This is a genomic window from Spirochaeta isovalerica, assembly GCF_014207565.1.
GTDB classification, from domain to species: Bacteria; Spirochaetota; Spirochaetia; order DSM-2461; family DSM-2461; genus Spirochaeta_F; species Spirochaeta_F isovalerica.
Map to the genome: position 1 here is coordinate 40,641 of NZ_JACHGJ010000009.1, position 25,239 is coordinate 65,879.

Sequence of the window (25,239 nt, forward strand, 5' to 3'; positions counted from 1 at the left end):
GGTATAATCTATCGGACTTTGAATATGAGAATGAGAACTCCGAATGTAATAACCAGCTGTAAAATGAGAAACTTGATCATAATCTGGGTGGGAGACCAGTTGTAATTCTCTTTCATATGGTCGTGGAGAGGAAATCTGATATTTTTGAATATGTGAATATTGAGAAAACGTTTCAGTGCGATTTTGATCAGACCGGTTCCACCATTTATAAAGAGAACCGTGGAAATCAGGAAATAGAGAAAGGGATTTCCGGTTTTCAGAATGATGATGCCTATGGCGAATCCCAATCCTCTCGATCCGGCGTCGCCCATAAGAATGGCACTAGGGTAGGCGTTATACCAGAGATAGGCGAAAAGCGAAGCGACGATAGAGAACGCCGCTATAGACCAGTTGGCTCCGTCGGCGATAAATGGAACAAGCAGGTATTCAGATATTTTAATATTGCCGAGTATAAAGTAGAGCAGAATAGCCAGAGAACCGATACTGAGCAGCACCAGTATTCCCGAAAGACCGTCCACCCCATCGGAACAGTTTGTCGTATTGATCGACACCCAGAGAACCAGCGTATAGATGATAAACTGAATGATAGTGTGCTCGATAAGCACATTCTTGAAAAAGGGAACCCAGATCGTCACATCTCCCCATAGAATGAGAACGGCCGCTCCGGCCATGGAGACGAGAAGATCAAAAGCCGCTTTCCTGTATTCGCCCCACTCCGAAGCGCTCCTGTCATCAAAAAAACCGAAGATCATCGCCGCCGATATGAGCATCGTGCTCAGGTAGAGGTCCCAGTCGAAGCTGTTGAATATGAGTACTGAAAAGAGATGCACGGTGAGAAAAATAACGCCTGCCCCGGTCGGTTTTCCTTTGGACAAAGCCCCGTCGACGCTGAGGAGCTTACCTCTGTCCCTCGGGAGCCTGGAGCTCAGTTTTTTCAGAAAAAACAGATTGACGATGAAGCTGAAATAAAAAGACAGCATGATTTTTACAGAGAAGTATTGAAAGATGGGATAATTCAGTATCCCGGATAACCAGTCATAGAGCATCGAAGCGATTCTCTCCCGTTTTTAACTTTTATATTTGATTTCAGCCCTAATGAAAAAAAGGTCAGTCCGGCTAAAGCCGGTCTGGTTTCTTCAAATTCGGATTTGGCCACCATCCGCCGTCTCCTGGCGGCTCATTCCGGCCCCCTGGTTTCGCTAAAAGGGCATCCATGCCCTTTTGCCCTCAAATGATCGGGCCGCTGCACCAGTTCAAATCCTCTCAGTCCTAATGAAAAAAAGGTCAGTCCGGCTAAAGCCGGTCTGACCTTTTTATCGGGCTGAGAGGATTTGAACCTCCGACCTCATCGTCCCGAACGACGCGCGCTCCCCCTGCGCTACAGCCCGATATCATTTGATACAAATGTACTTTATCCACGGGTTTGACTTATGTCAAGAAGAGCTGTTGCTTTAATCCGAATTCCTTGATCCGGCAAAGCGGAGGAATTCTCGGGAATCTGACTCAGCCGGCTATGTATACAGGCGTTTTTTTTACTATAATAAGATAAAAATCCTTCCTGAGGAAAAAAAATGATTATTCTTTGGATAGCTGTTTTTGCAGCTTCTCTTGCCCTTCTTATATTTTCTTCCGACTGGTTCATCGATGCAGCTGACAAGATCGGTTTTTACTTTAAAATTCCCAGTTTTGTTATCGGCGTCATCATTGTCGGATTCGGCACGTCGCTTCCCGAACTGGCGTCCTCGGTGGCGTCTGTTCTCAAAGGCAATTCAGAAATTGTCATCGGTAACGTAATCGGCTCCAATATTACCAATATTTTTCTGGTATTGGGCGTAGGGGCTTTCGTCGGGAAACAGTTCAAACTGGATTTCGACATCATGAAATCCGATGTTCCCTTTCTCATTGCCTCGGCCGTCCTGGTCAGCCTCATGGTCATAGACAGGAACTATTCCCTTCCCGAAGCCCTTATCAGCATCGCCCTTCTCATAGTTTATATCTACACATCCTTAAAAAGCGGCACACTCGATCAGGAACTGCATGAATTTGAGGAAAAACACGAACACAATCTGTCAATTTTCACATGGGTCATGCTCATTGCTTCTCCGGCGCTTATTGCTCTGGGGGCCACATGGACAGTCAATTCAGTTATCAAAATTTCTGAAATGATAGGAATAGGCACGGAAATAATCGCCCTTTCGGCTGTAGCTCTGGGAACGTCCCTTCCGGAAGTTATGGTTACTTTCCAGGCGGCCCGGAAAGGCAATCCGGAGATGGCTGTCGGAAATGTGATCGGTTCCAATATATTCAACACACTGGCCGTTATGGGATTTTCAGCTTTTTTCGGAAAACTCGCCATACCGCAGGAAATCGTCTCCTTCCATGTTCCCCTCTTTCTGGGTGCGACAGTTATCATGGTTGTCATAGCGTCTGACAAAAAGGTATTCCGATTCGAAGGCGTTATTCTTCTTTTATTCTACATCTTCTTTCTGGGGAATACTTTCGGAGTCATTTGATATAGAATCGTCCCCGTCAGACCATGTTCCGGCTTCCCAGCTGTAGGTTTGATAGGGGCTGAAATTCCCCTTGTACGCCATACTGTGATTTTCCCTGATCCAGTATCCCAGATTGTAGTAATCCAACCCCAGTTCCGTTGCTATTTCTATTTCCTTCATGATGCTGAAAATTCCCGGACTGTATGAAGAGTAATCGGGGTCATAAACAAAATAGACACTGCTGAGGGCGTGGAGCGCAATATCTATAAATCCTACGGCCGCAAGTCTTCCGTCAATGTAATATTCCGATTGCGCCGATGGAACTGCCGCTGTAAAAAAACTTTCCTGGAAATGATCCTGATCGCTGTCCTGACCGAATTTAACCAGCGAGTGCTTTTTATATATTTGAAAGATCTCATCGCTGTAACGGGGCGGGGAAAGCCGAACCGCCGTGGATTCATTTTTTCTCAAGATACGTCTCTGGCTTTTTGACGGTTTGAAATCGGAACAGACTGTTCTGATGGGTATGCACTTGCGGCATCCCCGGCAGGCGGGGCGGAAGAAATAGAGCCCGAAGCGTCTCCAGCCGGCTGAAAGAAATTCATCAAATTCTCTTTCGTTCATTTGATAGGCAAAGAAGTACTCCTGTATAAATTCTTCCCCCTCGATATACGGACATTTGACGGGATCCGATATGTTGGGCTCTTTCAGTAAAATCATATTATAAAAGTACAGTGTTTAAAGTAGAATGAGAATATGAAGAAACCGGAAATTCTGGCGCCGGGCGGTGGTTTCAATTCGGCGCTGCACGCCTATGAAGCGGGAGCCGATGCGGTTTACGCCGGAATGAGCGCTTTTTCCGCTCGGAAAGGGGCGGTAAATTTTACAAACGATCAGCTCAGACGGCTGAAAAGTTATGCTGTAGAGCACAATAAGAAGATTTATATAGCTATAAATACAGTCCTGAAGCAACAGGAGCTGGAACAGATTATCATTCTTCTTCACAGTTTATCGGATATACAGATAGACGGGATCATTCTCCAGGATCCGGGACTGGCCTATATTCTGGAAAAATATTTTCCCGCTATGGAGAGGCACGCGTCCACGCAGATGGCTGTTCACAACAGCCAGGGTGTATCGGCCCTGAAAGATGCGGGATTTAAAAGGATCATCCTCTCCCGAGAGCTGAGCCTGTCGGAGATTGAAAAGATTCGGCGGGATCATGAAGATGTGGAGCTCGAAGTCTTCATCCACGGAGCCATGTGCTATAGTTTTTCGGGAATCTGCCTCGCATCGGGCCGCCTTCTGGGAAGATCAGGCAACCGGGGAGAATGCGGACAGATTTGCCGGACCTGGTTCGACGGAGAGAAAGGACACAGTTTTTCTTTTTCGGCTAATGATATGAAGGGGGGCGAGGCTGTCATAGAACTGACGCAGATGGGCATAGACTCTCTGAAAATCGAAGGAAGGCTGAAAAGCCCCGAGTATGTTTCGCACACGGTCCGCTATTACCGCGATCTTCTGGACCGGAATGACAGAAGTGCGATCCGGAAAGAGGAAGACCTCTCAGCCATAGCCTTTTCCAGAGAACAGACAGCAGCCTTTTTCAACAACCGGAAAGGGGAGAATATGGTGGGGAACCTCTATCCCGGACACAGGGGAATCTCTGCCGGCCATGTTCTGTCTTCCGGCAAAGGCATTTTCCATTTGAAGAGCCGGATCCCCCTTTCGGACAGAGACGGGCTTCTGCTCTTCCTGAAAAACGAACCTCAGCAGTTCGCCCTGAAAAGTCCCGGAAAGAAACACAGTTTTAAATCCGGCGAATCAGTTCCCGTATTATTCAACCGCAGCGTTTCACCGGGGACGGAAATTTATCTCGTCTCCCGTCACGATATGACCTTGAAAGAGTATAGAGAGGAAAGCTATAAACCCTGGAAAACACCGGTTCCGCTGAAAGTTGAAATGTCTGACAGCAAACTGGTTATAAAAGCGGCTCTTTCTGGACAGGAGTTCACCTATGAGGAAGAAGTTGAGATACAGGAATCAACCGGAGGAAAAGACTTCAGAGAAATCCTGACTGAGAGTTTTTCCAAAAGCGGAGAATCAGATTTCCGCTTGTCATCACTGGAGTTGACGAACTTGTCCGATCTGGGAGACAGAGAGATTTTCCTGCCTCTTTCCCGTTTAAAAAAAATCAGACAGAATTTTTTTAAAAACCTCGATATGAGAGCCTCACAAATCTACAGAGAGTCCGCTTCCCGGAAAACCGGAGACATTGATGCAGAGTATACCGGTAACCCTTTCGCTGTTTTTCCGGGGTCGATTCCCGGCAGACAATCTATGTCACCATCGCCCTCTCCGGTTCCTTTCGGTCCCGGAGAGGACAATTTTTTCCCGGTCCCGCCCCTTCAGTTTTCCGATTCAGACTTTGAAAAGATCAGAGAGACAGTTGATCGTATGCTAGAGATTACTGCCGGTCCGGTTGTGCTGGGACTCAACAATCCCGGACACCTCTCTCTGGTGAAAGAATACGGACAAAACGAAAGGGTCTATTTTTTTACAGACTATTGCACCTACACAGCCAACAAAGCCGCTGTCTTATTCTACCGGACCCGCATAAAGCGATTGATATATTCGACCTATTGGATTGAAGATAAAGAAGGGCAGCTGCCGCCGTTGTTTAAACTCGACAGCTCTTTTAATCCCCACCTTTTCCTCAGCCGCATATGCTATCGCCTTCATAACGATTTCGGAACCTGCAGGGACTGCCGCAAGGATTACCATTATTCTTTAAATCAGAGAGACAGAGAGTTTACTGTTGTCGTAAAAAACTGCCTGACATGGCTTTTTCAGAAGCGGTAGAGATACAGCGAGTTAAAGACGGACATAATCAGGTTGCGATAATAATTCCGGTTCAGAGATTCCTCTTCTCCCTTCCCTTCATAAATGATTTCGCCTGAAGGATCGAGAAGGAACCAGCTCCAATCCGTCTCTGCCCCTTGAATGATCAGTTTATTGGAATAGCCCCCGCCGCTTTTCAGAGAAACCTCAAATCCGGTTTTCTTAAGAAACCGTTTGATTTTCCTTTCCGAGGCTTCTCCGCTCACTTCCAGCACCAAGGGAAGCCCCAAACCGTGCTGCATGAGGTAGCCGCTGTTCAGCTCATACAGTTTGTTGAGTCTGTTCCGCCGGATATCGCTCCTGCTCCTTTTTTCCAGACGGATCAGATGGTGAAGAGTCTCCATGACCGGTTCGGCTTCCCATTGGGGACGGAAGAGAGAAATGGCCTCGGCAAGGAGGTCGTAATCATCGCTTTCCCGCCCTTTTTCGAGCATATACCAGGGCGCAGCTTTATCTGTCAGCCTCAGTTCGAAGTCTTCGCAGAGCTCAATGTACTTCATAAAGGTCGGCCGGTTGCCAATCGCAGCCCGGGTGTAAGCCCACCAGCTGTTCAGATCACTTTTCCCCGCATTATTATCCCCCACGGTCTGGGCCGCGCGACGGTAAATCTGGTCGTGATAGAATCCGAGAATCCCGTATCGGATACGGTCATAAATCGCTTTTAAGCCATCGGAAAAACCGTAAGTCAATCTGCGTTTCTCATATTCCGCTTTCCCCTTGTAAATATCCCTCAGAGGTCCGTGAATATCCATATCATACTGGTTTTTATCAGTCCCGAAATAATACATCCAGCTCATATCGCGGCGATTGTAAACATCATTGATGTAAGCCAGAGCCTTATCGAGATGGCCGGTTTTCTGATAGAGCACACCCAGAGAGATCCGGGAAAGCGGCGTATCGTCCAGAGCTTCCGCTTTCAGGTATTCGTCTTCCGCTTCGCTGTAGCGTCCGGCGAGCTGAAGAACTTCCCCTCTGGCCAGGTGTCCGCTCGCCCGGTCCCGGGCATCGAGCGACTCGCCGGTGTATTCGAGAGATGTCTCGTAATTGTAAAAGGAGTACTCCAGCAGAGAAAGGTTGTACAAAGCCACGGAGGCGAAATATCGGGCATTATCATTCAGGGCGTCTTCAATCGACATAAGATAATACTTCTTTGACTTTTCATAGTCGTACATATCGGAGTAAACCGTTCCCAATGTTATGGCATAGTTCCGGTGAAAGGATTTCTCCATTTCAGAGAGAAGCAGTTCTTCGCTCTCCTTCAGCCTGTGAACTTTATAATAGAGCCAGGAAAGATCATCGACAGCCCGCCTGTGGTAAGATTCAACATCAATGAGCCGTTCATAGTATTCTATGGCTTGATCATTTTCATTGAGCCGCGCCAGGGTCGAGCCCATGTTGTAGATGATGGAACCTCTGTCGGGCTCAATATCCTCCGCCTGTCTGTACGCATCGAGAGCCAGGGAATAGAGATCCTTATCGTAGTACAGATCTCCCACTTTTTCCGCGAGCCGGAAGGATTCGGGGAACAAGGCTCTTCCCTCGTTGAGAAGGGTAAGGGCGTACTCGAAGTTTTCCTTATCGATGGCCTCCTGGGCCTGAATGTAATACCACTCCTCATCGGCGGTTCCCTCTTCCTGACCGGAAAGGAGAGGTGAGAGCATCAAGAAGATATAAAGCAGAATGAGTTTACTTTTCACGGCTAAAGGTTCCTCACAAATGGCAGAAAAAAATGGAGAATTCTGCGTAAGGGTGACAGGATATGTCTGTATTCCTCTATAATCCGCTGTCTCAGTTTTTTCATTTCGGAGAGATCATCCTGAGAAAACTCCTGAGAATAAAGAGATTTTAAATAGAGCGATGTCAATTCGGGAAACGAAACCCCATAGTTCTTTTTCAGCCTCAGGGCGTAATCGCTGACAGTCTCCCTGTAAGGCTTCCGTTCAAATGAGAGAAGGTGCCTCAGTTCTCTGTAGATATGTCCCGCCTTGCGCCTGACCGGCTTCTGCAAAAAGTAAAGGATTCTGTAGAGTTTGTGATAAAAAAGAAGGACAGAAATGTATACTGACGCTACAAGGAAAGGCCAGTACACTCTGAAAAAGCGCAGGATCTGTTCTCCGACAGCTCCCGATTCACTATTCCGGTCCGCATTGTCCACCGGTTCGGCAAGGTTTTCAGCTATCAGCTCGTTATCGAGAATTTCTTCTATCAAAGAGCTGAATTCATCGATGGTGAAGCCTGCAAAAGGATACTGTTCTCCGGGATACATTGTTGAGGAAGTGGGATCGAATTCCATCCATCCGTATTCCTCGAAATACACCTCCACCCAGGCATGGGCCTGATCCGCCCTGACTGGATAAAAGTTCAGGACTGACACATCGGGATCGACCCAGAACCCCACGGCTACTCTGGCGGGAATGCCGATACTGCGGCACATGAGAGCCATGGAAAAGGCGAAATAGGAACAATAGCCTTTCTTGGTCTCCTCGAGGAACCACGATAGCTGATCACCGTCGGGAGCCACTCCCGGCTTCAGGGAATAAAAATAATTTTCATGAAAGTATCTCTCGATCGCTGCCGTCTTCAGCAAAGAGCCGGGAATGTTTTCCGTTATCTCCCGGGCCATTTCTTCGATTGCGTCGTTAGAGCCTCTGTACGTGTAGTGCTCCCTGTCCCCTTCGGCCATAAAGACAGAAGGATCAATTTCCCTGATGGGCCTGGTGTTGACCAGAGCTTCTGTCCGGTAGATCCGGACAAAAGAGGAGTCGTCCCAATTGTAAACGGGCTGAACATTGACCGGATAGTTAAGAGAGATAAATGCCGCGGGATCGATGTTGACCAGGAACAGTTCCTGATTCACTTTCTCCCGGTTTCTGAAGGCGGGGTCTTCATATTCGGTATAGCGTGTCGGAACTTTATCAGGAGGATTGGACTTATCCTTGTCATGGCGGTAAAAGCCCTGCCCGTCTTCATAACCAGAGAGAACATAGCGCCTGAGCAACAGCCTTTCTGCCGGCCCTTCTTTCCGAAACATGAGAACCAGATCATCGCTCATGGATATTTCCGTTTCCAGCTTTATGTATTCAGAAAAATCAAAGCGGAACAAAGAGGATTTCAAAAGCCCTCCTCCTCCTGCGACCGAGCCTTCCTCATATTCCCGCCAGAGAGGCAGGAGCATAAAAAACAGCATGGGAAGAAGGACAAGGAGGAAAGGGATGGTCTCACGGAGCACATCTCTGCCTCTTTTCAGAAGAGACCGTTCCCGGGCGACAGCCAGATAGAGGACCAGTAATTCGAGAAAGAGAAAAACAAGGGCGAATACAGCCAGCCAGAACGGTTCGGGAACAAGGCTGACCCGGTAGTTTCCCTGAGACCGGAATAAGACGAAAAGGATAATTCCATTTACAAGAACTTCGTATCTCCCGAATCGCCGATGGGTCAGAGAGAGCCATGTAAGCAGGGAGAAGAGGTATACCGGAAGAAGGGTGAAATAAAAGCTCATATCGAAAGAAATCTGCAAAAATGAGGGACTGATCTGCTGAAAAGCAATGACAAACAGCCGGATTAGCCAGGGCCAGAGAAGCAGAAGGAAAAAAGAGAAAGCCCCCCTGAGTCTGAGACGAACCAGGCTCCAGGCCAGAAGAAGAGAGAAAAAATAGGCGGCAGCCAGAAAAGGAAAGCTGACGACATCCTCCAGATATTTCCCGAATATGATAAGGAGAAAAAGCTGAAGAAGTATCCGGAGTAAGTTATAGAGTACCGGCATGGATTTTTCCCCTTCCCTCTTTTTGCAAATAGGATATGTTTTCATTGTATAGGTATTCCAGCCTGTCTCTCTCTCTTTTCCCGGCCAGTATTGATGAAATCTCACCGTTGCGCAAAAGCAGAGTCTTCAATAGAAATGATTTACCCGCAGCGCTCCGTCCTGAAAAGAGATAGATCTTTGTTTCTTTTTTCCTCTTGCGGGGTAACCCCGTAAGGGACGCGGATCCGGGATGAGCTATGACATAGAGATATTCCGATTCGGGAAGTCCCGGAGGCGGACTCTCCGGAGAGAGAGCCGCCAGGGCTTTCAACAGCTTGTCCGGTTTTTCAGAATCATAGACCAATGGCTTTTTTTCAGAAATGTGAATCAGCACGCGGGAGCCTTTTTCTGCAAATCGCCTGATCAGAGCCAGCATACCGTCTATAAGCTCATCGGTGTAAAAAGATGCGCGGCTCATGGAGGCAACCGCCTCAGAATCAGCAAAAAGACAGAGTTCAGCTTCGCCGGAAGGGGGCGGAGTCTCTTCTCCTATGCGAAGAAACATTTCGCCCGTCGAGGCATACATTTTCCAGTTGATACGTCTCGCATCATCTCCGGGATAATACTTGCGGACTTCCAGCAGTTCATCGGTACGGATCCTGGCCGGATCATCCGTGGCGGAGGCTCCACCGGAAACGACCTGGTCTTTTTCGAAATCCGACCCGTTGAGTTTCGGATAAACATATAGTGTTGCGGGATCGCCCCGATAGAGGGGAAGTGAAAAAAAACCGAAAAGGTCCTCCAGAACCAACCTGCCGGAAAAGCCCCGATATACTCCTCTCTGAGCCAGAGGGAAAACCAGATCAGTCAGACGGCCTTTCCTTCCGGGGGAGACAGATGCCGAGAGGCTCCGTTTCCCTTCTTCCCAGATCAAAGATGTTTTCCATAAAATCCGGAAACCGGGAAACAGCAGAGGAACCGGGATTTCAAGTGGAACGGAAAAACGTTCCCCTGCATTTACCGACAAAGGAAGCGGACAGTCAGGAGGATTTCTCCTGTATGCGCGCCGGAGTATGAAAACCTGAAGGAGAGAGAGTATAAGCAGGAGGATAAAGAGAAAACAAACCGAAGCTCCCCAGATCATGGAAACAGCTTCCTTCCGTTCCCTTCCGGACAGAAATATAATCAGAGGGACAAAAAAAAAGCTGCGGAGCCCGGAGATAGGGGGAGTTTTTTCAGGAATGAAAACTTACTGAGGAATTTTCTGTATTTCAACAGCCGTAACCTCCTCAATCAGCGATTCAGCGGATTTCTTTACATTTTTCAGCCGAATGCGGTGTGCGAAAACCAGCGGGGCCAGATCGGCAATATCCTGATCGATCACATAATCCCGTCCGGACACCAGAGCGAAGGCCCTGCAGGCTTTGATTAGCATAAGAGATCCGCGGGGAGACACGCCCATCTGGACGGAGCTGTGGTTTCTGGTTCTCTCGGCGATTGAAACGGCACAGCGGATCAGTTTGTCATCGCAATATACCGATTTTGCCGCGTCAATAAGATCATTGAGTTCCTCGGGGCGGCAAATGGGAGTGAGTTCTTCCAGACTGGTTGCCGACGGATCGGTTTTAATAATCTCGAACTCGCTTTCGCTATCGGGGTAGCCAATGGAAAGCTTCATGAGAAACCGGTCTTTCTGAGCCTCCGGAAGAGGATAGGTTCCCTCGAATTCAATGGGGTTTTCCGTCGCGGCGACAAAAAAGAGCCCTTCGAAGGGATAGGTCATCGTTCCGATGGTCACCTGTTTTTCCGCCATGACCTCGAGAAGAGCCGACTGCACTTTCGGAGTGGTTCTGTTAATTTCATCAGCCAGAATGATATTGGCGAATACAGGCCCTTTTTTCAGCACAAATGAAGCGCTGACGGGATCCCAGACTTCCACTCCGGTAATATCGTAAGGGAGCAGATCGGGGGTAAACTGAATTCGTTTAAAATCGAGGCTTCCGATAATCCGGGAGAGAGTTTTTACAGCTGTGGTTTTCCCCGTGCCGGGAAGATCTTCCACAAGGACATGGCCTTCCGCCAGAAGAGCGGTTATCAACAATTTGAGAAAATCGTTCTTTCCCTTTATGACCCGGCCCATTGCGGAAATGAGACGGTGCGTCAGTTCCGTTGCCTGCTCAAATTCCATGGCTTTCAAAATACTCTTTGACTTCACTGACAAGCCCCTTTTCCAGCAATGCCTCAGCTTTGGCCGCGGCCTCAACTGTATCGATCTTCTCAATTCTTTTCTGCACTTCCGGGATTTTCGCCGGATTCATGCTGAATTTTCTGAATCCTAGACCTATGAGAATCTCAATCAGCTTCTCATCTCCCGCAATATTGCCGCAGATGGATACATCGCATTTCTTCAGAGCCGCACCGTCGGCAATTTTTTTCAGGGCTCTTAAAATGGCCGGGTGCTGTGCCGTATACAACCATGCGACATGATCGTTGGAGCGGTCAACGCCGATCATATATTGAACCAGGTCATTTGTCCCCACAGAGACAAAATCAGCCATTTCGCAGATTTCCTCTATAACCATCACCGCCGACGGAAGTTCGATCATAACGCCTATTTCCGGCTTCTTATTATATTTCAAACCATCCCTCTTTAGATCCTTAAGGCACTTGTCGACCACTTTTCTCGCTGCGATAAGATCATCGACCGATGAAATGAGGGGAAACATAATCCGCAGGTTGCTTCCCGCTCCAGCCCGCAGCATCGCTTTGAGCTGGGTCTGGAATATCTTTTCATTTTTCAGAAGAAAGCGGATGGCCCTCAAACCGAGAAAGGGGTTCTCCTCTTCAATATCCTTCATATAGGAGAGAATCTTGTCTCCTCCGATATCGAGTGTCCTGAGGGTCATTTCCTCTCCGGGAGCTCTTTCGATAAGCTTTTTATAGATCTGGAACTGTTCCTCCTCTGAAGGGAAGTTGTCCCTGATGATAAAGGGGAATTCGCTTCGGTACAGACCGATTCCCTCGGCTTTGAAGAGAGTGGCGTTTTTTAAATCGCTCAGCAGATTGATATTGGCCAGCAATCTGATTCTCTTCTTATCGGCCGTGTAAGTCTGTTCGCCGATTGAAGAAATTTCCTCCTCGGATATCCGATCACTCTGATTATGCCTTTTGTATTTCCTGACCGTTCCGGCGTCGGGATTGACGAAAATGTGGCCTTCGTTGGCGTCAATTATCAGATGGGAGTTTTCCTGAATATCAAAAATCTGCTTGTTGTCCGTAAAGACGATCGGAACGCCGAGAGATTTCGCCAGTATGGTGATATGGGCAGTCGCTCCACCGCCGAAGAGTACCAGGCCTTCGGCGTTCTGGGCGGTTATCTTAATCAGTTCCGATGGCAGAAGCTCGCGTGCCACGATGATCTGTCCGCTGTAATCTCCCTCTTCATGCTCTTCAACCCGCAGGTTTCGCAAAAGCCTGTGACCCAGGTCTTTTATGTCCTGAACCTTCTCCTGAAGGCGGGGGTTGTTGCTCCCCTTGAATATGGTTATATATTTGTTGACTATCGCGATTATGGAATCAACCGGAGAATCCCCTCCGTTGATCATATTGGCCATTTCACCGGAAAAGCTCGAATCGCTGAGCATGAGCAGATGGGTGCTGAATATCATGGACGCCACATCGGAGTGCTCGACCTCCATCTGCTCCTGCAGATCTTCAACCTGCCGGACAGTCGAATTCAGAGAGGCTTCAAAATCTTCAATCGATTCTCCGTAGTCGATATCTCCTGCTTCGAGGAAAACCGTTTCCGGACTGTCGCCCAGGATAAGAGCCTTACCGGTGGCGATTCCCGACCCCGAGGCGATGCCCCGGATATGAAGAGGACCTGTGATCCTCTTATTTTCGATCTTCCGGCTCTCTCTCAGGCTTATAAGCAGCTTGGCATTTTCCAGAGTGGTCGCCAGCTGCGATGCGATGGCCTTAACGGCCATCTGGTCGTTGATATTGAAGAAATCTTCAATTTTGTGTTCCAGAACAAGTACGCCTATCTTCGAAAGACCGCTGAGGATGGGCGCGGCCAGAAAAGAGTGGTAAACTTCTTCCCCGAAGCCCAGGACTTTTTTATAATTGGGGTTTTTCAAACCCTCGCTCTCTATGATGATGTTCTCATCCATGAGAGCCTGTCCGGTCAGCCCCTCTCCCGGTTTCAACCGGAGTTTTCCGATAAAATCCCGGTTCAGCCCTTCCGTCGCTTCGAGCACAAGCTCTCCGCTGATATCATCGAGAAGAAATATGGAACAGCTGTCGCAGTTCATATGCGCAGCGATGGTGCTGGTAACCTTGGACAGGAATCCCTGCACATTGGTTTTTTCTTTAAAGAGGCTGGACAGTTCGCTTATGCTGCATATCAGTTCGACATTATCTTTTTTCATTCGCGATTAATTTTAGTGCAATATCAGCCCTTTGTCATTTCTTTTGACTTGAGGGCGCAGTTATTCATGGCTTCTATTACCGTAGAGCGGAAAGCTCCTTTCTCCAGAGTGCGCACGGCTTCTATGGTTGTGCCTCCGGGCGAGCAGACCGCGTCTTTCAATTCTCCGGGATGGGTTCCCGTTTCCCGAACCATTTTTGCCGCTCCCAGAACGGCCTGGGAAGCCATGCGGTATGCCTGAGCCCGGGGCAGCCCCTGGAGGACGGCCGCATCGGCCATGGCTTCGATAAACAGGAAGACATAGGCTGGCGAACTGCCGCTGACGGCGATGACGCTGTGGAAATATTCCTCTCCAATCTTTTCCACTATGCCGAAGCTTTCCAGTACGGGGATGATTTCTCTTTCCTCGCTTTCCGAAACATGGCTGTTGCAGCAATAGGCTGTCACGCCTTCGCCGACAAGGGCAGGTGTATTGGGCATGGTCCGGACGATTTTCACGTCCTTCCCGAACATGGTCTCAGCCTGTGAGATCGTAACGCCAGCGGCGATTGTAACTATTATTTTGCTTTCGTCGACAAGAGGGGCAATTTCCTCTATAACGGCCTTATAGATATGGGGCTTTACGGCGAGGATAATGATATCCGCCCCTTTGACAGTGCTGCTGTTGTCCGTCGAACAGCTGATACCCGGCCACCGGGTTTCAGCTCCAGAGAGAGAGTCCCCGTTTCTGTCGCTTACCAGAATGGCTTCGGCTTTAACCGTACCGCGGGATATCAATCCCCCGATCATGGCACTTCCCATATTGCCCGTGCCGATGAATCCGATTTTCTTATTCATATGCAATCCTCACTACTCAACGGAAACTCCCTCGATATTATCTATAAATACAGGAATTCCGAATATTTCATCTTCTGTAATATAATCGTTGAATTCACCCTGGATCTCTCCCAGTCCCGCATGATATTCCCGGATCTTTCTATATAAAACCATGGGCATGACAACCCTTCTGGCTTTTTTTCCTTTCTCCTGGAGCTTCAGTTTATCTCTGTAAATGTTAACAATAAGCTCTTCCGGCCGGATATCAGTCATTTCGTCTCTTCTCGTATTGTTCTCTTGCTTCATAGCTTTTGCGCCGATCTCCCAGTTCTTCCCAGGTGTCTGCCAGATTGTACCATGCATCGGCATTCTCCCCGTCATATTTGACCGAAGCCTGAAAGCAATTGCAGGCGTCCTTCATGTTACCACCCGTAAAGTTGAGAACTCCGAGGTTGTTCCAGGCGGCGGAGCTGTTCTGATTCAGCTTAAGAGCCTGTTTAAGGCAACGCTCAGCGCTTTCTCTCTCACCCTGTTTGTAATATACAAGACCGAGTTCGTTCCAGTATTCATCGTTTTCACTTTTTAACTTAATGGCCCTGTTGAGAGAGAGGACCGCCTCTTCAAGACGATTTACATGTTCATAGACCAGCGCGATATTAAAATGGAAAAGCGGATTGGAATCATCCAGCGAGATAGCTTCGGAAAAGGACTCAAGAGCTTTATCATACAAACCGGCCCGGGTGTAATCGATCCCTTTGTTATTGAGATAGGCTTCAACGTCGTCCAGTGTCGACCTCCCGATAAAAAAGCCGGTTTTACCCAAAAAACCGGCTACTATAAAAACGAGGAAAGTAAATGAAAAGCTTCCTTATTATATATTATAGAGAAAAAAACGGAAAAGCACAGGGCGTTTATACAAATATTTGTTATTTATGATCCAAATTTATACTTTTAAGCATATGGAGAGCATGTTCCAGCACAGGTTCGAGAATATCCATCCCTTCGGCTGCGGCTTTGGGACTTCCGGCCAGATTGATGATGAGAGTTTCTTTGCAGATACCTGAAACACCTCTGGAGAGAACGGCTCGTTTTGTGAATTTCATTCCCTCGAAGCGGATCAGTTCCGCCAGACCGGGCATGGGCCGTTCGATGACATCCATCGAGGCTTCGGGCGTTATATCCCGCGGCGCCGCTCCTGTTCCGCCGGTCGTAAGGATCAGGTCAGCCGAACCGGACAGACAGATTTCTTTTAACCTGGAGGATATCATAGTCCTGTCATCGGGAAGAATTTGCACCTCAGCCGTTTCGAATCCCATTTCTTCGAGCTTCAATTTGAGAATGGGACCGCTTTTATCCTCCCTCTCTCCGGCATATCCTTTATCGCTGATTGTCAGAATAGTTGCTTTATAGGGCATTTTCATTCCTCCATGAACCGCTTTTGCCCCCTTCTTTGGAAATAACGCGGATAGCGCCGATTTCCATGGTGTGCTCGACAGCCTTGCACATATCGAAAATAGTCAGCGCCGCTGTGGAAACAGCCTGCAGGGCTTCCATTTCAACACCGGTTTTACCGGTCAGCGCCGCCTCTCCATAGATTTCAATTTTCGACTCCTCGTCATTGATATGAAAATCGACTTTTACAGATGTAAGCAGCAGAGGGTGGCACATGGGAATAAGGGCATGAGTCTGCTTGGCAGCCATGATTCCGGCGACCCTGGCGACGGCGAGAACATCGCCTTTTTTCATAGCGTTATTTTTCACAAGCTCCAGAGTTTCCCTTTTCATCCTGATCTCTCCCGATGCCCGGGCCACTCTTCTCGTATCATCTTTATGACCCACATCGACCATTTTTGCCTTACCGGCCTCATCGGTATGGGTCAGCTCATTCTTCTCATCCGCCAATTTTCGACATCCCCCTGGTGCTTTCAAAAATATCGCTGTCCAGAAAGTGCCCTTTGGGCTTTCTATCGACAGCATATGTCAATATGCTTTCCAGATCGCGTTCTGAAAGACCTGATCTGAGAGCTGATTTCAAATCGATTTCCTCGTTGGAGAGGAGGCAGGGTTTCAGTTTTCCATCAGCTGTCAATCTCAATCTGTTGCAGCGGCCGCAAAAATGATTGCTGACAGGGGTTATGAAACCTATGACCGGACCATCTTCGCCAAAACGGGAATGTTCAGAGGGCCCGAACCCGGCGAACAATGCCGATTCATCTCCATCTGGTTTGACAGGAGATCCGTATTCTCCGGTAATGATCCCCTTAATCTCTTCCGCGGAAACAAAATCCTCTCTGCTATAGCTGCCGAAAGGCATTTGCTCGATAAAGCGGAGAATGACTTTTTTCTCCTGTGCAAAACGGACTAAATTCAGAATTTCATCGTCATTTGTCCCTCTCATTATCACCGAATTTAGTTTAACGGGATTCAGACCTGCTTTTACGGCGGCATCGATACCGGAGATGACTTTATCAAGGCCGTCTCGTCTGGTAATATTGAGAAATTTCTCTCTATTGACCGTATCGAGGCTGATATTCACTCTATCAAGCCCCCGTTCCTTCAATTCCTCAGCCATTTCCCCGAGAAGAAACCCGTTGGTAGTCATTGAAATACTGTTTATGCCGTCGATCGATTTAAGATCCCGGATTAATCCGGCAACACCTTTGCGGACAAGAGGCTCTCCCCCTGTCAGTCTGACTTTGGATATTCCTCTCTTAACAGCAACAGAGACAATGGCGAGAATTTCCTCAAAGGTAAGAATATCCCGGTGGGACAGCATATCGACTCCCTCTTCGGGCATACAGTACCGGCATCTGAAATTACATCTGTCAGTCAGAGAGATTCTGAGATAGTCAATAGAGCGTCCGTAAACGTCTTTCATCAGTTATCCCTAACTATCTCTTCAGGAAAGAGGTAATAGAAAACAAAAGAGAGTACAAAAAAGCAGGAAGAGACTAGAGCTGTTCTATAGATACCCACAGGGTCGGGTCCTTCGGGGATTGAAGTTAACATATCCACAAAGGAAAGACCGCTTCCGGAAACAAGTATAAGAGGCAGAAGCGCAATGGATACGAGAAAAGCGAGTTTGAGAACAAAGCCCTGTATACCGAAGAACAGACCTTCGATCTGAACCTTGCTCTTCAAAGTGGCCACTGCGCTGATCTCGCTGAGCATCGCCGGAGGAAATATAAAAGCCGCACCGGCCACCGGGATTCCGCAAAAGCCGTAAATGATATATCCGGTCCAGAGAGGCAGCCCCCTGCCGACAAAAAAGAGAGCTCCGGAAGCTATAGCCAGTCCGGCCAGAGAATAGAGCATGGGCTTCCGGTATCCCGATCTCCGGGATATGCGGTTTATGGGATAGAAAAAGGCCGCCGCCACTCCGAAAAGCAATGCCGATACCGTTGTAATGGCTCCGGGAGGGAGAAGCATGATGTCTATTACAAAATAATTGATAGAGGCCCGAAGGTTATTGAACCCGATGAAAAACAGCAGGAATCCACCCAGATAAATAAGAAAGGAGCGGTTACCGAATATCTCTTTCAGCGATGATTTCAAATCCGAATGGGATGTTTTGCCGCCGGAATAGCTTTTTTCATTGATGGAAAAGGAAGTAACCAGTATGCCGACGGCAGCCAGAGCGGAAAGGGCGATAACCATGAGGCGCAGCCCCTGTTCATCATCTCCTTTTCCGAGAAGAGAGATCAGGATTCCCGGGAGTATCATGGCCACGGCGGTGTAGACAAGCCTGAAGACAGACTGCCAGGTGGACAGATTCAGTCTATCTTTCTGGGAATGGGACAGTTCGGGAATCAGGGCATTATAGGGAGCTCCGACAATGGTGTAGAATATAAAAAAGACGCTTCCCGTAAGTGCCAGATAGAGAAAAGACGGAATGCCTCCGCTTTTTACGGGATAGAAAAAAGCGATTGTCGCCAGAGAGAGGGGAATGGCACCGATAAACATAAAAGGGATCCGCCGCCCCCATTTCGTATCGAGCCTGTCGGACCAGAACCCCACAAGGGGATCGGCAACCATATCGACAAACCTCGAAAGCATTAAAGCCAGGGCTATAAAGAGCGGAGAGAGGAAAGGGGAAAAACTGAACCTTTCGGGAGGCAGATAATAGGTCATGACCCATTGGGCGAAAATCTGATCCACAATGGCATAGCTGACCCCGATTCCGTAAAGAATCTGGATGGAGAGGGTGATCTTTTTTCTTTCTGTATTCAACGTAAAACTCCTGATTTATCCCCTAAAGGATAAATCAGGGTGAAAAAAAGTCAATCTAATTAATTATGGACAGCAATCCTGTTGAGAACCAGGGTACATATGTGATTAACAGAACCATAAGAACCAGAAGCAGAAAGAATGGGATAATGGTTTTGTATACTTTCGTTAAAGGCATCTCGAACCGGTACGAAGCGAGGAACAGGTTCAATCCCACCGGCGGCGTCAGGTATCCGAGCTCCAGATTAGCCAGGAATATAATTCCCAGATGAACGGGATGTATTCCGTAAAGCTCTCCCAGGGGCAGTATCAGTGGCCCGACGACGATAATGGCGGAAAAGATATCCATCAGACAACCGGTTAACAGAAGAAGTATGTTCAGCAGAATAAGAAAGACATATTTTGAGCTGATATGAGCTTCCATCAGGGCAGAGAGTCTCATGGGGATTTCCGCATCGACAATAAAGTAGGAAAGACCTTTTGCCATAGCCAGAATAACCAGAACACCGCCGATGATAGGCATCACTTTGAGTATGACTGCTCCCATCTCCTTGAATTTCATATCTCTTTTGATAAAAACTACCAGAACAACTGAATAGAGAACCGCTATGGCTCCCGTTTCCTCGATAGTGGTAATTCCGCCGAAATATCCCAGAAGGATAATGACCGGAAGGAGAATCTCCCCCGACGCTTCCTTAAGAGAGGACAAAGCATCTTTCAAATTGAAAGGTATGGATTTTACCCCATTGGTCATCGCCTGCCTCACGCCCATGAGGGACAAAGCCAGAACCATGATCGCACCGGGTATCAAACCGCCGACAAACATGTCTTTGATACTGATTTGCGCCATGACGCCGTAGAGGATAATGGGCAGACTGGGAGGAAAAAGCAGGCCGATGCTTCCCGAAGAAGTGAGAAGTCCGGTTGTGAACTTTTTGCTGTAGCCGCCGCTGTCCGTCAGGACGTAGGCGAGCAATCCCCCAAGAGCCAGAATGGTCACACCCGAGGCGCCGGTAAAAGTTGTGAAAAAAGCACAGACCAGTACGGCGACAACAGCCATCCCACCGGGAAGCCAGCCGAACCAGGCTTTGAAAAGGCCGACGAGCCTCTTCCCGGAATTGCTTTCCGAGAGAATGAAACCGGCGAAAGTAAAGAGAGGAATGGCCGGTATGGATTTGCCTGTCAGAAGGTCGTAGGCCTCCAGAGGCAGTACCTCGAGAGACCCCCAGTTCCCCGCAAAGAGGATATAGGCGATACCGCCCAGAAGGATGAAAATCGGCGTTCCGATCAGCCCTCCGGCGATAAGAATCAGGACAAGGGGAAAATCAAGATATGGCATGACGGCATAAAATGAATCGGATAAATCATACCAGAAAAAGGGAATGTCGGGATTAATATAGCTTAGCACATTCACGATGGGAGGAAGCGCCAGAAGCACGCCGGGAATCAGCCCCAGCGATGCGATCAGCCGGACTTTCAGGCTTTCGTCCTTCCAGAAAATAAATCGAACAGCCATTACGGCATAACCTATGGGCACAATTATCGTAGCCAGCCTTATGGGAAAAGGCCCGACCATTTGCACGGGATCAAAGGCGAAGAGGACCATGGAAAGAGAACTGATGGCAAATGCCGTGGCGATCATGGTTCCCAGAAAGGAATTGGCCGCGTCGATTACAGATTTCCATGGCTCTTTTAAATTACCGTGAATAATGGTCAGAGAGAGGTGCTCTCTCGACCGGGATGTCAGCATCCCCGCGAGAAATGTCACCCACAGCACGGCATGGGGTATAAGAGCTCCCGAATCGGGAAAACCCGTTTTAAAGAAAAGCCGGATGAAAACTTCCATAGATGGTATGAGGACCAGAGCAAAAAGAGCTATGGAAGCTATTGTGTTTTCTCCGAGATGATAGAAATTTACAAATTTATTCTTCACCGAGACTCCCTGAAATCATTAAGCTTCTGTTTAACCATTTCCAGGGTTTCGGAAGGAATCAGTTTCCCTCTACCGACAATGGTGCTGTAGTCTTCATCGAACAGCTCCATCCATTCCTGTCTTTCACTTTCCGTGACATCGTCTACCTGAAGACCGTATTCCAGCATGATGTCCAGAGCCTGCTGATTCATCTCCTGGGAGGATATACTGAATTTGCTGTTGGCCCGCTGAACGGCAGCTTTCAGATCGGTGTGGTATTTTTCCGGTATCCGGTTCCATGTCCGGCTTGAAATAACCACACCCCCCAGAAGAGGAGAAATGGGAAGGTTATTCATATGGGGAGTCAGAGCGAACCACTGGTACGCAGCAGCACCCATCGGCGGCGCGTAAAACGCATCGATCATTCCGCTCTGAAGTCCGGTAAGCGTGTCATTGAGACTCATGGGAATGACATGGAAATTGAGACTTTTCCAGGCATCCATCATTTCGGTTTCGTCTCCGTCAACAGCAATTTTCTGTCGTCTGAGCTGATCGGGCGTGGTTGCCTTATCGCGGCTGAAAAACTTGACCCATCCCGTTGAGGACCACATGAGGACTTCAAAGCCCTTGCTGTTGAAATCATCATCGAATTCGGGAGCCACATTTTCCAGAATGAAATTGACTTCCTCATCATCAGCCAGGAGGAAAGGCAGGCTTAATACAAAAGATTCCGGTACGATTTTATTCATTCCGATCGCCGTCAGAACTGCCATATCGAGCTGATTGATACGCATCTTCTGTATCATGTTTTCTTCGCTGCCGGCGATTCCACCGGGAAAGATTCTGATGTTGACCTGACCGCCTGTAATCTGCTTCCACTCCAGAGCCATCTGCTTCAAGGCCAGATCCCAGTCGGACCCGGCGGGAACGACGCTGCCCAGCTTGACCGTCAGCGAGGCAACAGGGCTGACAGCCATAAATATCATTATAAGAATCGAAATGATTCGCTTATGTTTTTTCATCAAAAATCCCCTTCATCAAAATTCAGTAAAAAATAATCCGATCGGTGATCGAGAAGCCACCGGGCTTTTTCCTGGAATATTATAGACGCCAGACGCATTTCGGGGAACGCCTCAGGGTCAATTTCCAGCGCTGTTGTCAGAAGTTCTTCAAATTCCGGATAGTTCTGTTCGTTGACAGAAAGAGTGGAAGCCAGGGAGACATAAGGCATAACGCTGCTGTTTCCGTTTATCTCTACAGACCTTTCGAAGTGGTATCGGGCTCTGTCGGCTTGAGAGACAGCATTGGCAGCCTTGTAATACTCCTCCACGAAAAGAGCCGTCGATGAAGGATTCTCCCCTCCGGCTTTGAACATCATCGCTCCCGGCAGGGAACTGTTGATCATTATGAGCAAATCGTGGATTGCTCCGTTATTGAATGTCTCGTCAAGCTCGAGAGCTTTGTAGATCAGAGCGACCGGCTTGTAAACCTGGGGGCCGAGTTCAAAATCCAGCGGGTCTGTGGAAAACTCGCCCATCAGTCCGGATGCGGCCCAGTACATTGCCGGAACATCTTCGACTGTCATGTCCGCCAGAGCCTCGTCCACAAGACCCTGCCTGAGAAGTTCCGAAAACCCCGGATGACTTAATTCCAGCGACCGGAAGAGATAATCCGCACCTCGCCGGTACATATTTTTGGCGCGGTGCAGCATTCTGTACTGCTCTTCATAATCATCGTCGGAAAGCATTTCCGCTTCAGTCTGTATGAAAACATTGGAATACATGATAAAAGAGCTTCCCGTCGCCAGAAGCAATGCCGGATCTTCGGGATTCTCCCCAGCCAGCATCTCATACATTTTCAGAATAAACGGCAGAGCGTCCTTTATGAGCTCAGGATCATCATCTCCTGTAAAAAGCTCGCTGCTTCCCTCTCCCGCCATAACATCACTTATCATATTGATTCCCGCTTTCTTAATGGAAGCACAGCCGGAAAGCGTAAAAACGAGAATGATTAAAAATAAAAATATGCGATTTTTTTCCATACTACTATAATTACACATGGTAAATTACAATTCAAGAATTTCCATTCGCTTAAAAGGTATTATATTAAATATATGGATAAAGATAGTAATCCGGACCGTCTGGAGAAAGTGGAAGAACTTCTCAAACGGAAAAAACGGAACGGAAATCAGATATGCTGGATCAAATTCAATCCCGATGCGGAAATGAGTTATGACATTTCAGACGCGGAAGAAGATATAAAATGGATGCTTTACGAGATCAAACGTCTGCAGAACGAAAACCGGGAGCTCAAGGAATTCGCTGAAACATTGCGGGACCAGATGACAGAAGAGCTGAACCGCAACCGGAAATAGCTGCGGTCCCTTAAAATCATTTCATGGGAAAACGACCGTAAATGCGGGAGAGCCGGAGATTTTTCTCTTTCAGCTCCTCACTGAGGTCTTCTTTTTTATAACGCCACTGCCAGTTGCCTCCGAGAGTAGAGGGAATATTCATCCTGGCCCCGTCGTCGAGGCCGAGAAAATCCTGCATGGGAATTATGCAGTATGCCGCGACTGACGCCATGGCCATACGGATGAATTCCTGAACAAGGTTATCCCCTTCGTATCCCGTATATTCCCTGATAAAAGCTCTCTCTTCATCTTTGCTGTTATCAAGCCAACCCTGCATGGTTGAGTTATCGTGGGTTCCCGTGTAGACAACAGCATTGGCAATGTAATTGTGGGGAAGAAAGATGTTCTCTGGATCGAGTCCGGCTTCTCCCTCGGCATAATCGAATGCGAACTGAAGGATGCGCATTCCCGGAAATCCGAATTCATCCCGGAGAGCATTGACCTCTTCGGTAATGACGCCGAGATCTTCCGCCAGAATGGGAAGGGTTCCCAGAACTTTCCTGATCTCTCTGAAAAGCTTCTGTCCCGGAGCTTTCACCCATTTTCCGTCAACTGCCGTCTCGTTGCCCGCCGGAACCTGCCAGAAAGCTTCAAACCCTCTGAAATGATCAACACGTATGGTATCGACAAGCTTGAGCGTGCCTTTGATCCTTTCTATCCACCATCGGAATTTATTTTTTTCCATAGCTTTCCAGTCGTAAAGCGGATTGCCCCACAACTGTCCGGTTTCACTGAAATAATCCGGCGGTACACCGGCAACAGATGAAGGAGAGCCGTCTTTATTCAGCAGAAAGAGTTCCCGGTTCGACCAGACGTCGGCACTGTCCGCGGCAACGAATATAGGGATGTCCCCGATAATTTCGATTCCTCTGCTGTTGGCGTATTTTTTGACCTTGAGCCATTGCCGGAAAAAGAAAAACTGGAGGACTTTGTGGGTTTCCACTTCGGCTTTCAAATCGGCGCTCCACTTTTTCACAGCACGGGGTTCTCTGAGGGCAATATCACGGTCCCAGTAATTACTCCACATGGCGCCATGAATGCCTTCTGCCTGAGCTTTGCTGTCGAAATGCTCCTTAACCGCCATGAATAAAGCGAAATCTTCGAGCCAGTGCGCTTCTTCCCGGCAGAAACGATCGAAATCTCCGGTTTTCCCGCTTTTAGAAAATTTCTTCGCCGCTTTATCGAGAATCGATTTTTTCCAGGGGATAATGGTTCCGAAATCAATAGAACCGGCATCAAATTCCGGCTCATCCTTTAATTCATCCTCAGAGAGAAGGCCCTCCCCGATAAGAATTTGAAGGCTTATCAGCATAGGGTTTCCCGCATGGGTGGAAAATGAAGCGTATGGCGAATCGCCATAACCCGTTGGTCCGAGAGGGAGCACCTGCCAGAGAGTCTGGCCGGATTCTTCCAGAAAATCTATAAATTGAAAAGCTTCCCGCCCCAGTTCTCCAATTCCATGTTTTCCCGGAAAAGATGTCGGGTGCAGGAGAATCCCGCTTTTTCTTTCCAGTATGTGATTATTGCTTATCTTATTCATTCCCCTATAATATACCGGTTTTTTACTCAGTGCAATCGTTTGCACTGAAATAATACAAGCTCTCTCCTGTTCAAATGATTTCCGTTCATTTATTGGTTAATTCCGCTTTTCTGACTGCTTATCTGATCAGGACATTCTGACAGCAAAAACAGCAAAGCCGATGGCACACCGGAGAAGAGGCAGAAAGGACAAGTCCGGAAGGGAAGCATGATATGCGATCATGCTTCCTCTATCGGGTCTTATAGGACGGTCAGGCGCCGCAGCACTTTTTGTATTTCTTCCCGCTTCCACAGGGACAGGGATCGTTACGGCCGATTTTGGCTTCGTTAACGATCGGTTCATTCACCATTTTGGAATCATGGAAATACCACTTGCCTCTTTTTTTAACGAATTCGGCTCTTTCGTGATGATTGAATTTCGTTCCGTTCTGCTTATACTCGGCAATAAACTCCACAGTTCCGGCATTGTCGCTTTCTCCGCCTCGAACCGTCTCCTTTATATCAAGTCCGTACCACTTTGACTGTTTAGACCACTCTTCAACGGATTCGCGGGAAATATCATCACGGGTTTCCTTATCATGGGTTTCTATAATAAAATCGACTTCTTTTTCAACATACGCCGTGTATCGGGCTCTCATGAGAGCTTCTGCTGTCGGAGCCGCCGCACCGCCTTTTATATAAAGGGAACAGCACTGTTTGTATTCTTTACCGCTTCCGCAGGGACATTTGGCCATTTTCTTTCTCCATAATATTTAATCTCCTTTTTTT

At 48.0% G+C, this 25,239-nt stretch carries 22 protein-coding genes and 1 tRNA gene; 3 read left to right on the top strand and 20 right to left on the bottom strand.

The genetic code is table 11. The annotated features are described in order from the left end of the window. Nucleotides 1–8 precede the first annotated feature (8 nt). Nucleotides 9–1,046: an MraY family glycosyltransferase gene (locus tag HNR50_RS18350; RefSeq protein WP_184748260.1), complete on the bottom strand. Its 1,038-nt coding sequence runs from the start codon at nucleotides 1,044–1,046 to the stop codon at nucleotides 9–11. Between the two features lie 270 nt (nucleotides 1,047–1,316). Continuing rightward, a tRNA-Pro gene (locus tag HNR50_RS18355) sits at nucleotides 1,317–1,388 on the bottom strand. 183 nt (nucleotides 1,389–1,571) lie between these two features. On the opposite strand from HNR50_RS18355, the gene HNR50_RS18360 reads away from it, so the two are divergent. Further along, on the top strand, nucleotides 1,572–2,513 hold the full coding sequence (locus HNR50_RS18360; protein WP_184748261.1) for a calcium/sodium antiporter: 942 nt from the start codon (nucleotides 1,572–1,574) through the stop codon (nucleotides 2,511–2,513). On the opposite strand, the gene HNR50_RS18365 is transcribed toward HNR50_RS18360, so the two are convergent. After that, nucleotides 2,469–3,212 (bottom strand): arginyltransferase, encoded by a 744-nt coding sequence (locus tag HNR50_RS18365; protein WP_184748262.1) that lies wholly within the window; start codon nucleotides 3,210–3,212, stop codon nucleotides 2,469–2,471. The genes HNR50_RS18360 and HNR50_RS18365 overlap by 45 nt on opposite strands. 36 nt (nucleotides 3,213–3,248) lie before the next feature. Between HNR50_RS18365 and HNR50_RS18370 the strand changes: the two genes are divergently transcribed. Then, the gene (locus HNR50_RS18370) at nucleotides 3,249–5,354 is read left to right on the top strand and encodes a peptidase U32 family protein (RefSeq protein WP_184748263.1); all 2,106 of its coding nucleotides are present in this window, start codon (nucleotides 3,249–3,251) and stop codon (nucleotides 5,352–5,354) included. Here HNR50_RS18370 and HNR50_RS18375 read toward each other — a convergent pair. From HNR50_RS18375 to HNR50_RS18445, 15 genes are all read right to left on the bottom strand, one after another. Further along, nucleotides 5,342–7,090, bottom strand: a complete 1,749-nt coding sequence (locus HNR50_RS18375; RefSeq protein WP_184748264.1) for a tetratricopeptide repeat protein — start codon at nucleotides 7,088–7,090, stop codon at nucleotides 5,342–5,344. The two genes, HNR50_RS18370 and HNR50_RS18375, sit on opposite strands and share 13 nt — an antisense overlap. Nucleotides 7,091–7,092: 2 nt before the next feature. Further along, a complete protein-coding gene (locus HNR50_RS18380) occupies nucleotides 7,093–9,156 on the bottom strand; it encodes a transglutaminase-like domain-containing protein (protein WP_184748265.1) in 2,064 nt (687 codons plus the stop codon). Next, entirely contained in the window at nucleotides 9,140–10,279 is a 1,140-nt protein-coding gene (locus HNR50_RS18385) for a DUF58 domain-containing protein (RefSeq protein WP_184748266.1), read from the bottom strand. Before HNR50_RS18385 ends, HNR50_RS18380 begins: the two co-directional genes overlap by 17 nt. 105 nt (nucleotides 10,280–10,384) lie before the next feature. Next, nucleotides 10,385–11,323, bottom strand: coding sequence for an AAA family ATPase (locus HNR50_RS18390; RefSeq protein WP_184748267.1), 939 nt, complete (start codon nucleotides 11,321–11,323; stop codon nucleotides 10,385–10,387). After that, the gene (ptsP, locus tag HNR50_RS18395; protein ID WP_184748268.1) at nucleotides 11,313–13,565 is read right to left on the bottom strand and encodes a phosphoenolpyruvate--protein phosphotransferase; all 2,253 of its coding nucleotides are present in this window, start codon (nucleotides 13,563–13,565) and stop codon (nucleotides 11,313–11,315) included. Before ptsP ends, HNR50_RS18390 begins: the two co-directional genes overlap by 11 nt. Nucleotides 13,566–13,588: 23 nt before the next feature. Further along, complete coding sequence (gene proC, locus HNR50_RS18400; RefSeq protein ID WP_184748269.1) at nucleotides 13,589–14,401, bottom strand: pyrroline-5-carboxylate reductase; 813 nt, start codon at nucleotides 14,399–14,401, stop codon at nucleotides 13,589–13,591. 12 nt (nucleotides 14,402–14,413) lie between these two features. Continuing rightward, the gene (locus HNR50_RS18405) at nucleotides 14,414–14,653 is read right to left on the bottom strand and encodes a hypothetical protein (protein WP_184748270.1); all 240 of its coding nucleotides are present in this window, start codon (nucleotides 14,651–14,653) and stop codon (nucleotides 14,414–14,416) included. Further along, nucleotides 14,646–15,203 (bottom strand): tetratricopeptide repeat protein, encoded by a 558-nt coding sequence (locus HNR50_RS18410; RefSeq protein WP_184748271.1) that lies wholly within the window; start codon nucleotides 15,201–15,203, stop codon nucleotides 14,646–14,648. The genes HNR50_RS18405 and HNR50_RS18410 overlap by 8 nt, the downstream gene beginning before the upstream one ends. A gap of 103 nt (nucleotides 15,204–15,306) precedes the next feature. Continuing rightward, the gene (locus HNR50_RS18415; protein WP_221439931.1) at nucleotides 15,307–15,795 is read right to left on the bottom strand and encodes a MogA/MoaB family molybdenum cofactor biosynthesis protein; all 489 of its coding nucleotides are present in this window, start codon (nucleotides 15,793–15,795) and stop codon (nucleotides 15,307–15,309) included. Further along, nucleotides 15,785–16,282, bottom strand: coding sequence for a cyclic pyranopterin monophosphate synthase MoaC (moaC, locus tag HNR50_RS18420; RefSeq protein WP_281389149.1), 498 nt, complete (start codon nucleotides 16,280–16,282; stop codon nucleotides 15,785–15,787). Before moaC ends, HNR50_RS18415 begins: the two co-directional genes overlap by 11 nt. After that, the gene (gene moaA / locus HNR50_RS18425; RefSeq protein WP_184748274.1) at nucleotides 16,272–17,258 is read right to left on the bottom strand and encodes a GTP 3',8-cyclase MoaA; all 987 of its coding nucleotides are present in this window, start codon (nucleotides 17,256–17,258) and stop codon (nucleotides 16,272–16,274) included. The genes moaC and moaA overlap by 11 nt, the downstream gene beginning before the upstream one ends. Beyond that, nucleotides 17,258–18,610, bottom strand: coding sequence for an MFS transporter (locus HNR50_RS18430; RefSeq protein ID WP_246434094.1), 1,353 nt, complete (start codon nucleotides 18,608–18,610; stop codon nucleotides 17,258–17,260). The genes moaA and HNR50_RS18430 overlap by 1 nt, the downstream gene beginning before the upstream one ends. A gap of 55 nt (nucleotides 18,611–18,665) precedes the next feature. Next, complete coding sequence (locus HNR50_RS18435; RefSeq protein WP_343060236.1) at nucleotides 18,666–20,540, bottom strand: TRAP transporter large permease; 1,875 nt, start codon at nucleotides 20,538–20,540, stop codon at nucleotides 18,666–18,668. Further along, nucleotides 20,537–21,541, bottom strand: a complete 1,005-nt coding sequence (locus HNR50_RS18440) for a TRAP transporter substrate-binding protein (protein ID WP_184748275.1) — start codon at nucleotides 21,539–21,541, stop codon at nucleotides 20,537–20,539. The genes HNR50_RS18435 and HNR50_RS18440 overlap by 4 nt, the downstream gene beginning before the upstream one ends. Next, on the bottom strand, nucleotides 21,541–22,560 hold the full coding sequence (locus tag HNR50_RS18445; RefSeq protein ID WP_184748276.1) for a TRAP transporter TatT component family protein: 1,020 nt from the start codon (nucleotides 22,558–22,560) through the stop codon (nucleotides 21,541–21,543). The genes HNR50_RS18440 and HNR50_RS18445 overlap by 1 nt, the downstream gene beginning before the upstream one ends. A gap of 72 nt (nucleotides 22,561–22,632) precedes the next feature. Between HNR50_RS18445 and HNR50_RS18450 the strand changes: the two genes are divergently transcribed. Further along, nucleotides 22,633–22,893 carry a hypothetical protein gene (locus HNR50_RS18450; protein ID WP_184748277.1) on the top strand — a complete coding sequence of 87 codons (261 nt, stop codon included), beginning with the start codon at nucleotides 22,633–22,635 and terminating at the stop codon, nucleotides 22,891–22,893. A gap of 16 nt (nucleotides 22,894–22,909) precedes the next feature. On the opposite strand, the gene malQ is transcribed toward HNR50_RS18450, so the two are convergent. Then, nucleotides 22,910–24,472: a 4-alpha-glucanotransferase gene (gene malQ, locus HNR50_RS18455; RefSeq protein WP_184748278.1), complete on the bottom strand. Its 1,563-nt coding sequence runs from the start codon at nucleotides 24,470–24,472 to the stop codon at nucleotides 22,910–22,912. Between the two features lie 250 nt (nucleotides 24,473–24,722). After that, a complete protein-coding gene (locus HNR50_RS18460) occupies nucleotides 24,723–25,205 on the bottom strand; it encodes a YchJ family protein (protein ID WP_184748279.1) in 483 nt (160 codons plus the stop codon). Between the last annotated feature and the right edge of the window lie 34 nt (nucleotides 25,206–25,239).

Bases quoted from the DNA above. Each gene is read 5' to 3' on its own strand.
- HNR50_RS18350 (WP_184748260.1), bottom strand. From the start codon at position 1,046: ATGCTCTATGACTGGTTATCCGGGATACTGAATTATCCCATCTTTCAA.
- HNR50_RS18360 (WP_184748261.1), top strand. From the start codon at position 1,572: ATGATTATTCTTTGGATAGCTGTTTTTGCAGCTTCTCTTGCCCTTCTT.
- HNR50_RS18365 (WP_184748262.1), bottom strand. From the start codon at position 3,212: ATGATTTTACTGAAAGAGCCCAACATATCGGATCCCGTCAAATGTCCG.
- HNR50_RS18370 (WP_184748263.1), top strand. From the start codon at position 3,249: ATGAAGAAACCGGAAATTCTGGCGCCGGGCGGTGGTTTCAATTCGGCG.
- HNR50_RS18380 (WP_184748265.1), bottom strand. From the start codon at position 9,156: ATGCCGGTACTCTATAACTTACTCCGGATACTTCTTCAGCTTTTTCTC.
- HNR50_RS18385 (WP_184748266.1), bottom strand. From the start codon at position 10,279: ATGATCTGGGGAGCTTCGGTTTGTTTTCTCTTTATCCTCCTGCTTATA.
- HNR50_RS18390 (WP_184748267.1), bottom strand. From the start codon at position 11,323: ATGGAATTTGAGCAGGCAACGGAACTGACGCACCGTCTCATTTCCGCA.
- ptsP (WP_184748268.1), bottom strand. From the start codon at position 13,565: ATGAAAAAAGATAATGTCGAACTGATATGCAGCATAAGCGAACTGTCC.
- proC (WP_184748269.1), bottom strand. From the start codon at position 14,401: ATGAATAAGAAAATCGGATTCATCGGCACGGGCAATATGGGAAGTGCC.
- HNR50_RS18405 (WP_184748270.1), bottom strand. From the start codon at position 14,653: ATGACTGATATCCGGCCGGAAGAGCTTATTGTTAACATTTACAGAGAT.
- HNR50_RS18415 (WP_221439931.1), bottom strand. From the start codon at position 15,795: ATGCCCTATAAAGCAACTATTCTGACAATCAGCGATAAAGGATATGCC.
- moaA (WP_184748274.1), bottom strand. From the start codon at position 17,258: ATGAAAGACGTTTACGGACGCTCTATTGACTATCTCAGAATCTCTCTG.
- HNR50_RS18440 (WP_184748275.1), bottom strand. From the start codon at position 21,541: ATGAAAAAACATAAGCGAATCATTTCGATTCTTATAATGATATTTATG.
- HNR50_RS18445 (WP_184748276.1), bottom strand. From the start codon at position 22,560: ATGGAAAAAAATCGCATATTTTTATTTTTAATCATTCTCGTTTTTACG.
- HNR50_RS18450 (WP_184748277.1), top strand. From the start codon at position 22,633: ATGGATAAAGATAGTAATCCGGACCGTCTGGAGAAAGTGGAAGAACTT.
- malQ (WP_184748278.1), bottom strand. From the start codon at position 24,472: ATGAATAAGATAAGCAATAATCACATACTGGAAAGAAAAAGCGGGATT.
- HNR50_RS18460 (WP_184748279.1), bottom strand. From the start codon at position 25,205: ATGGCCAAATGTCCCTGCGGAAGCGGTAAAGAATACAAACAGTGCTGT.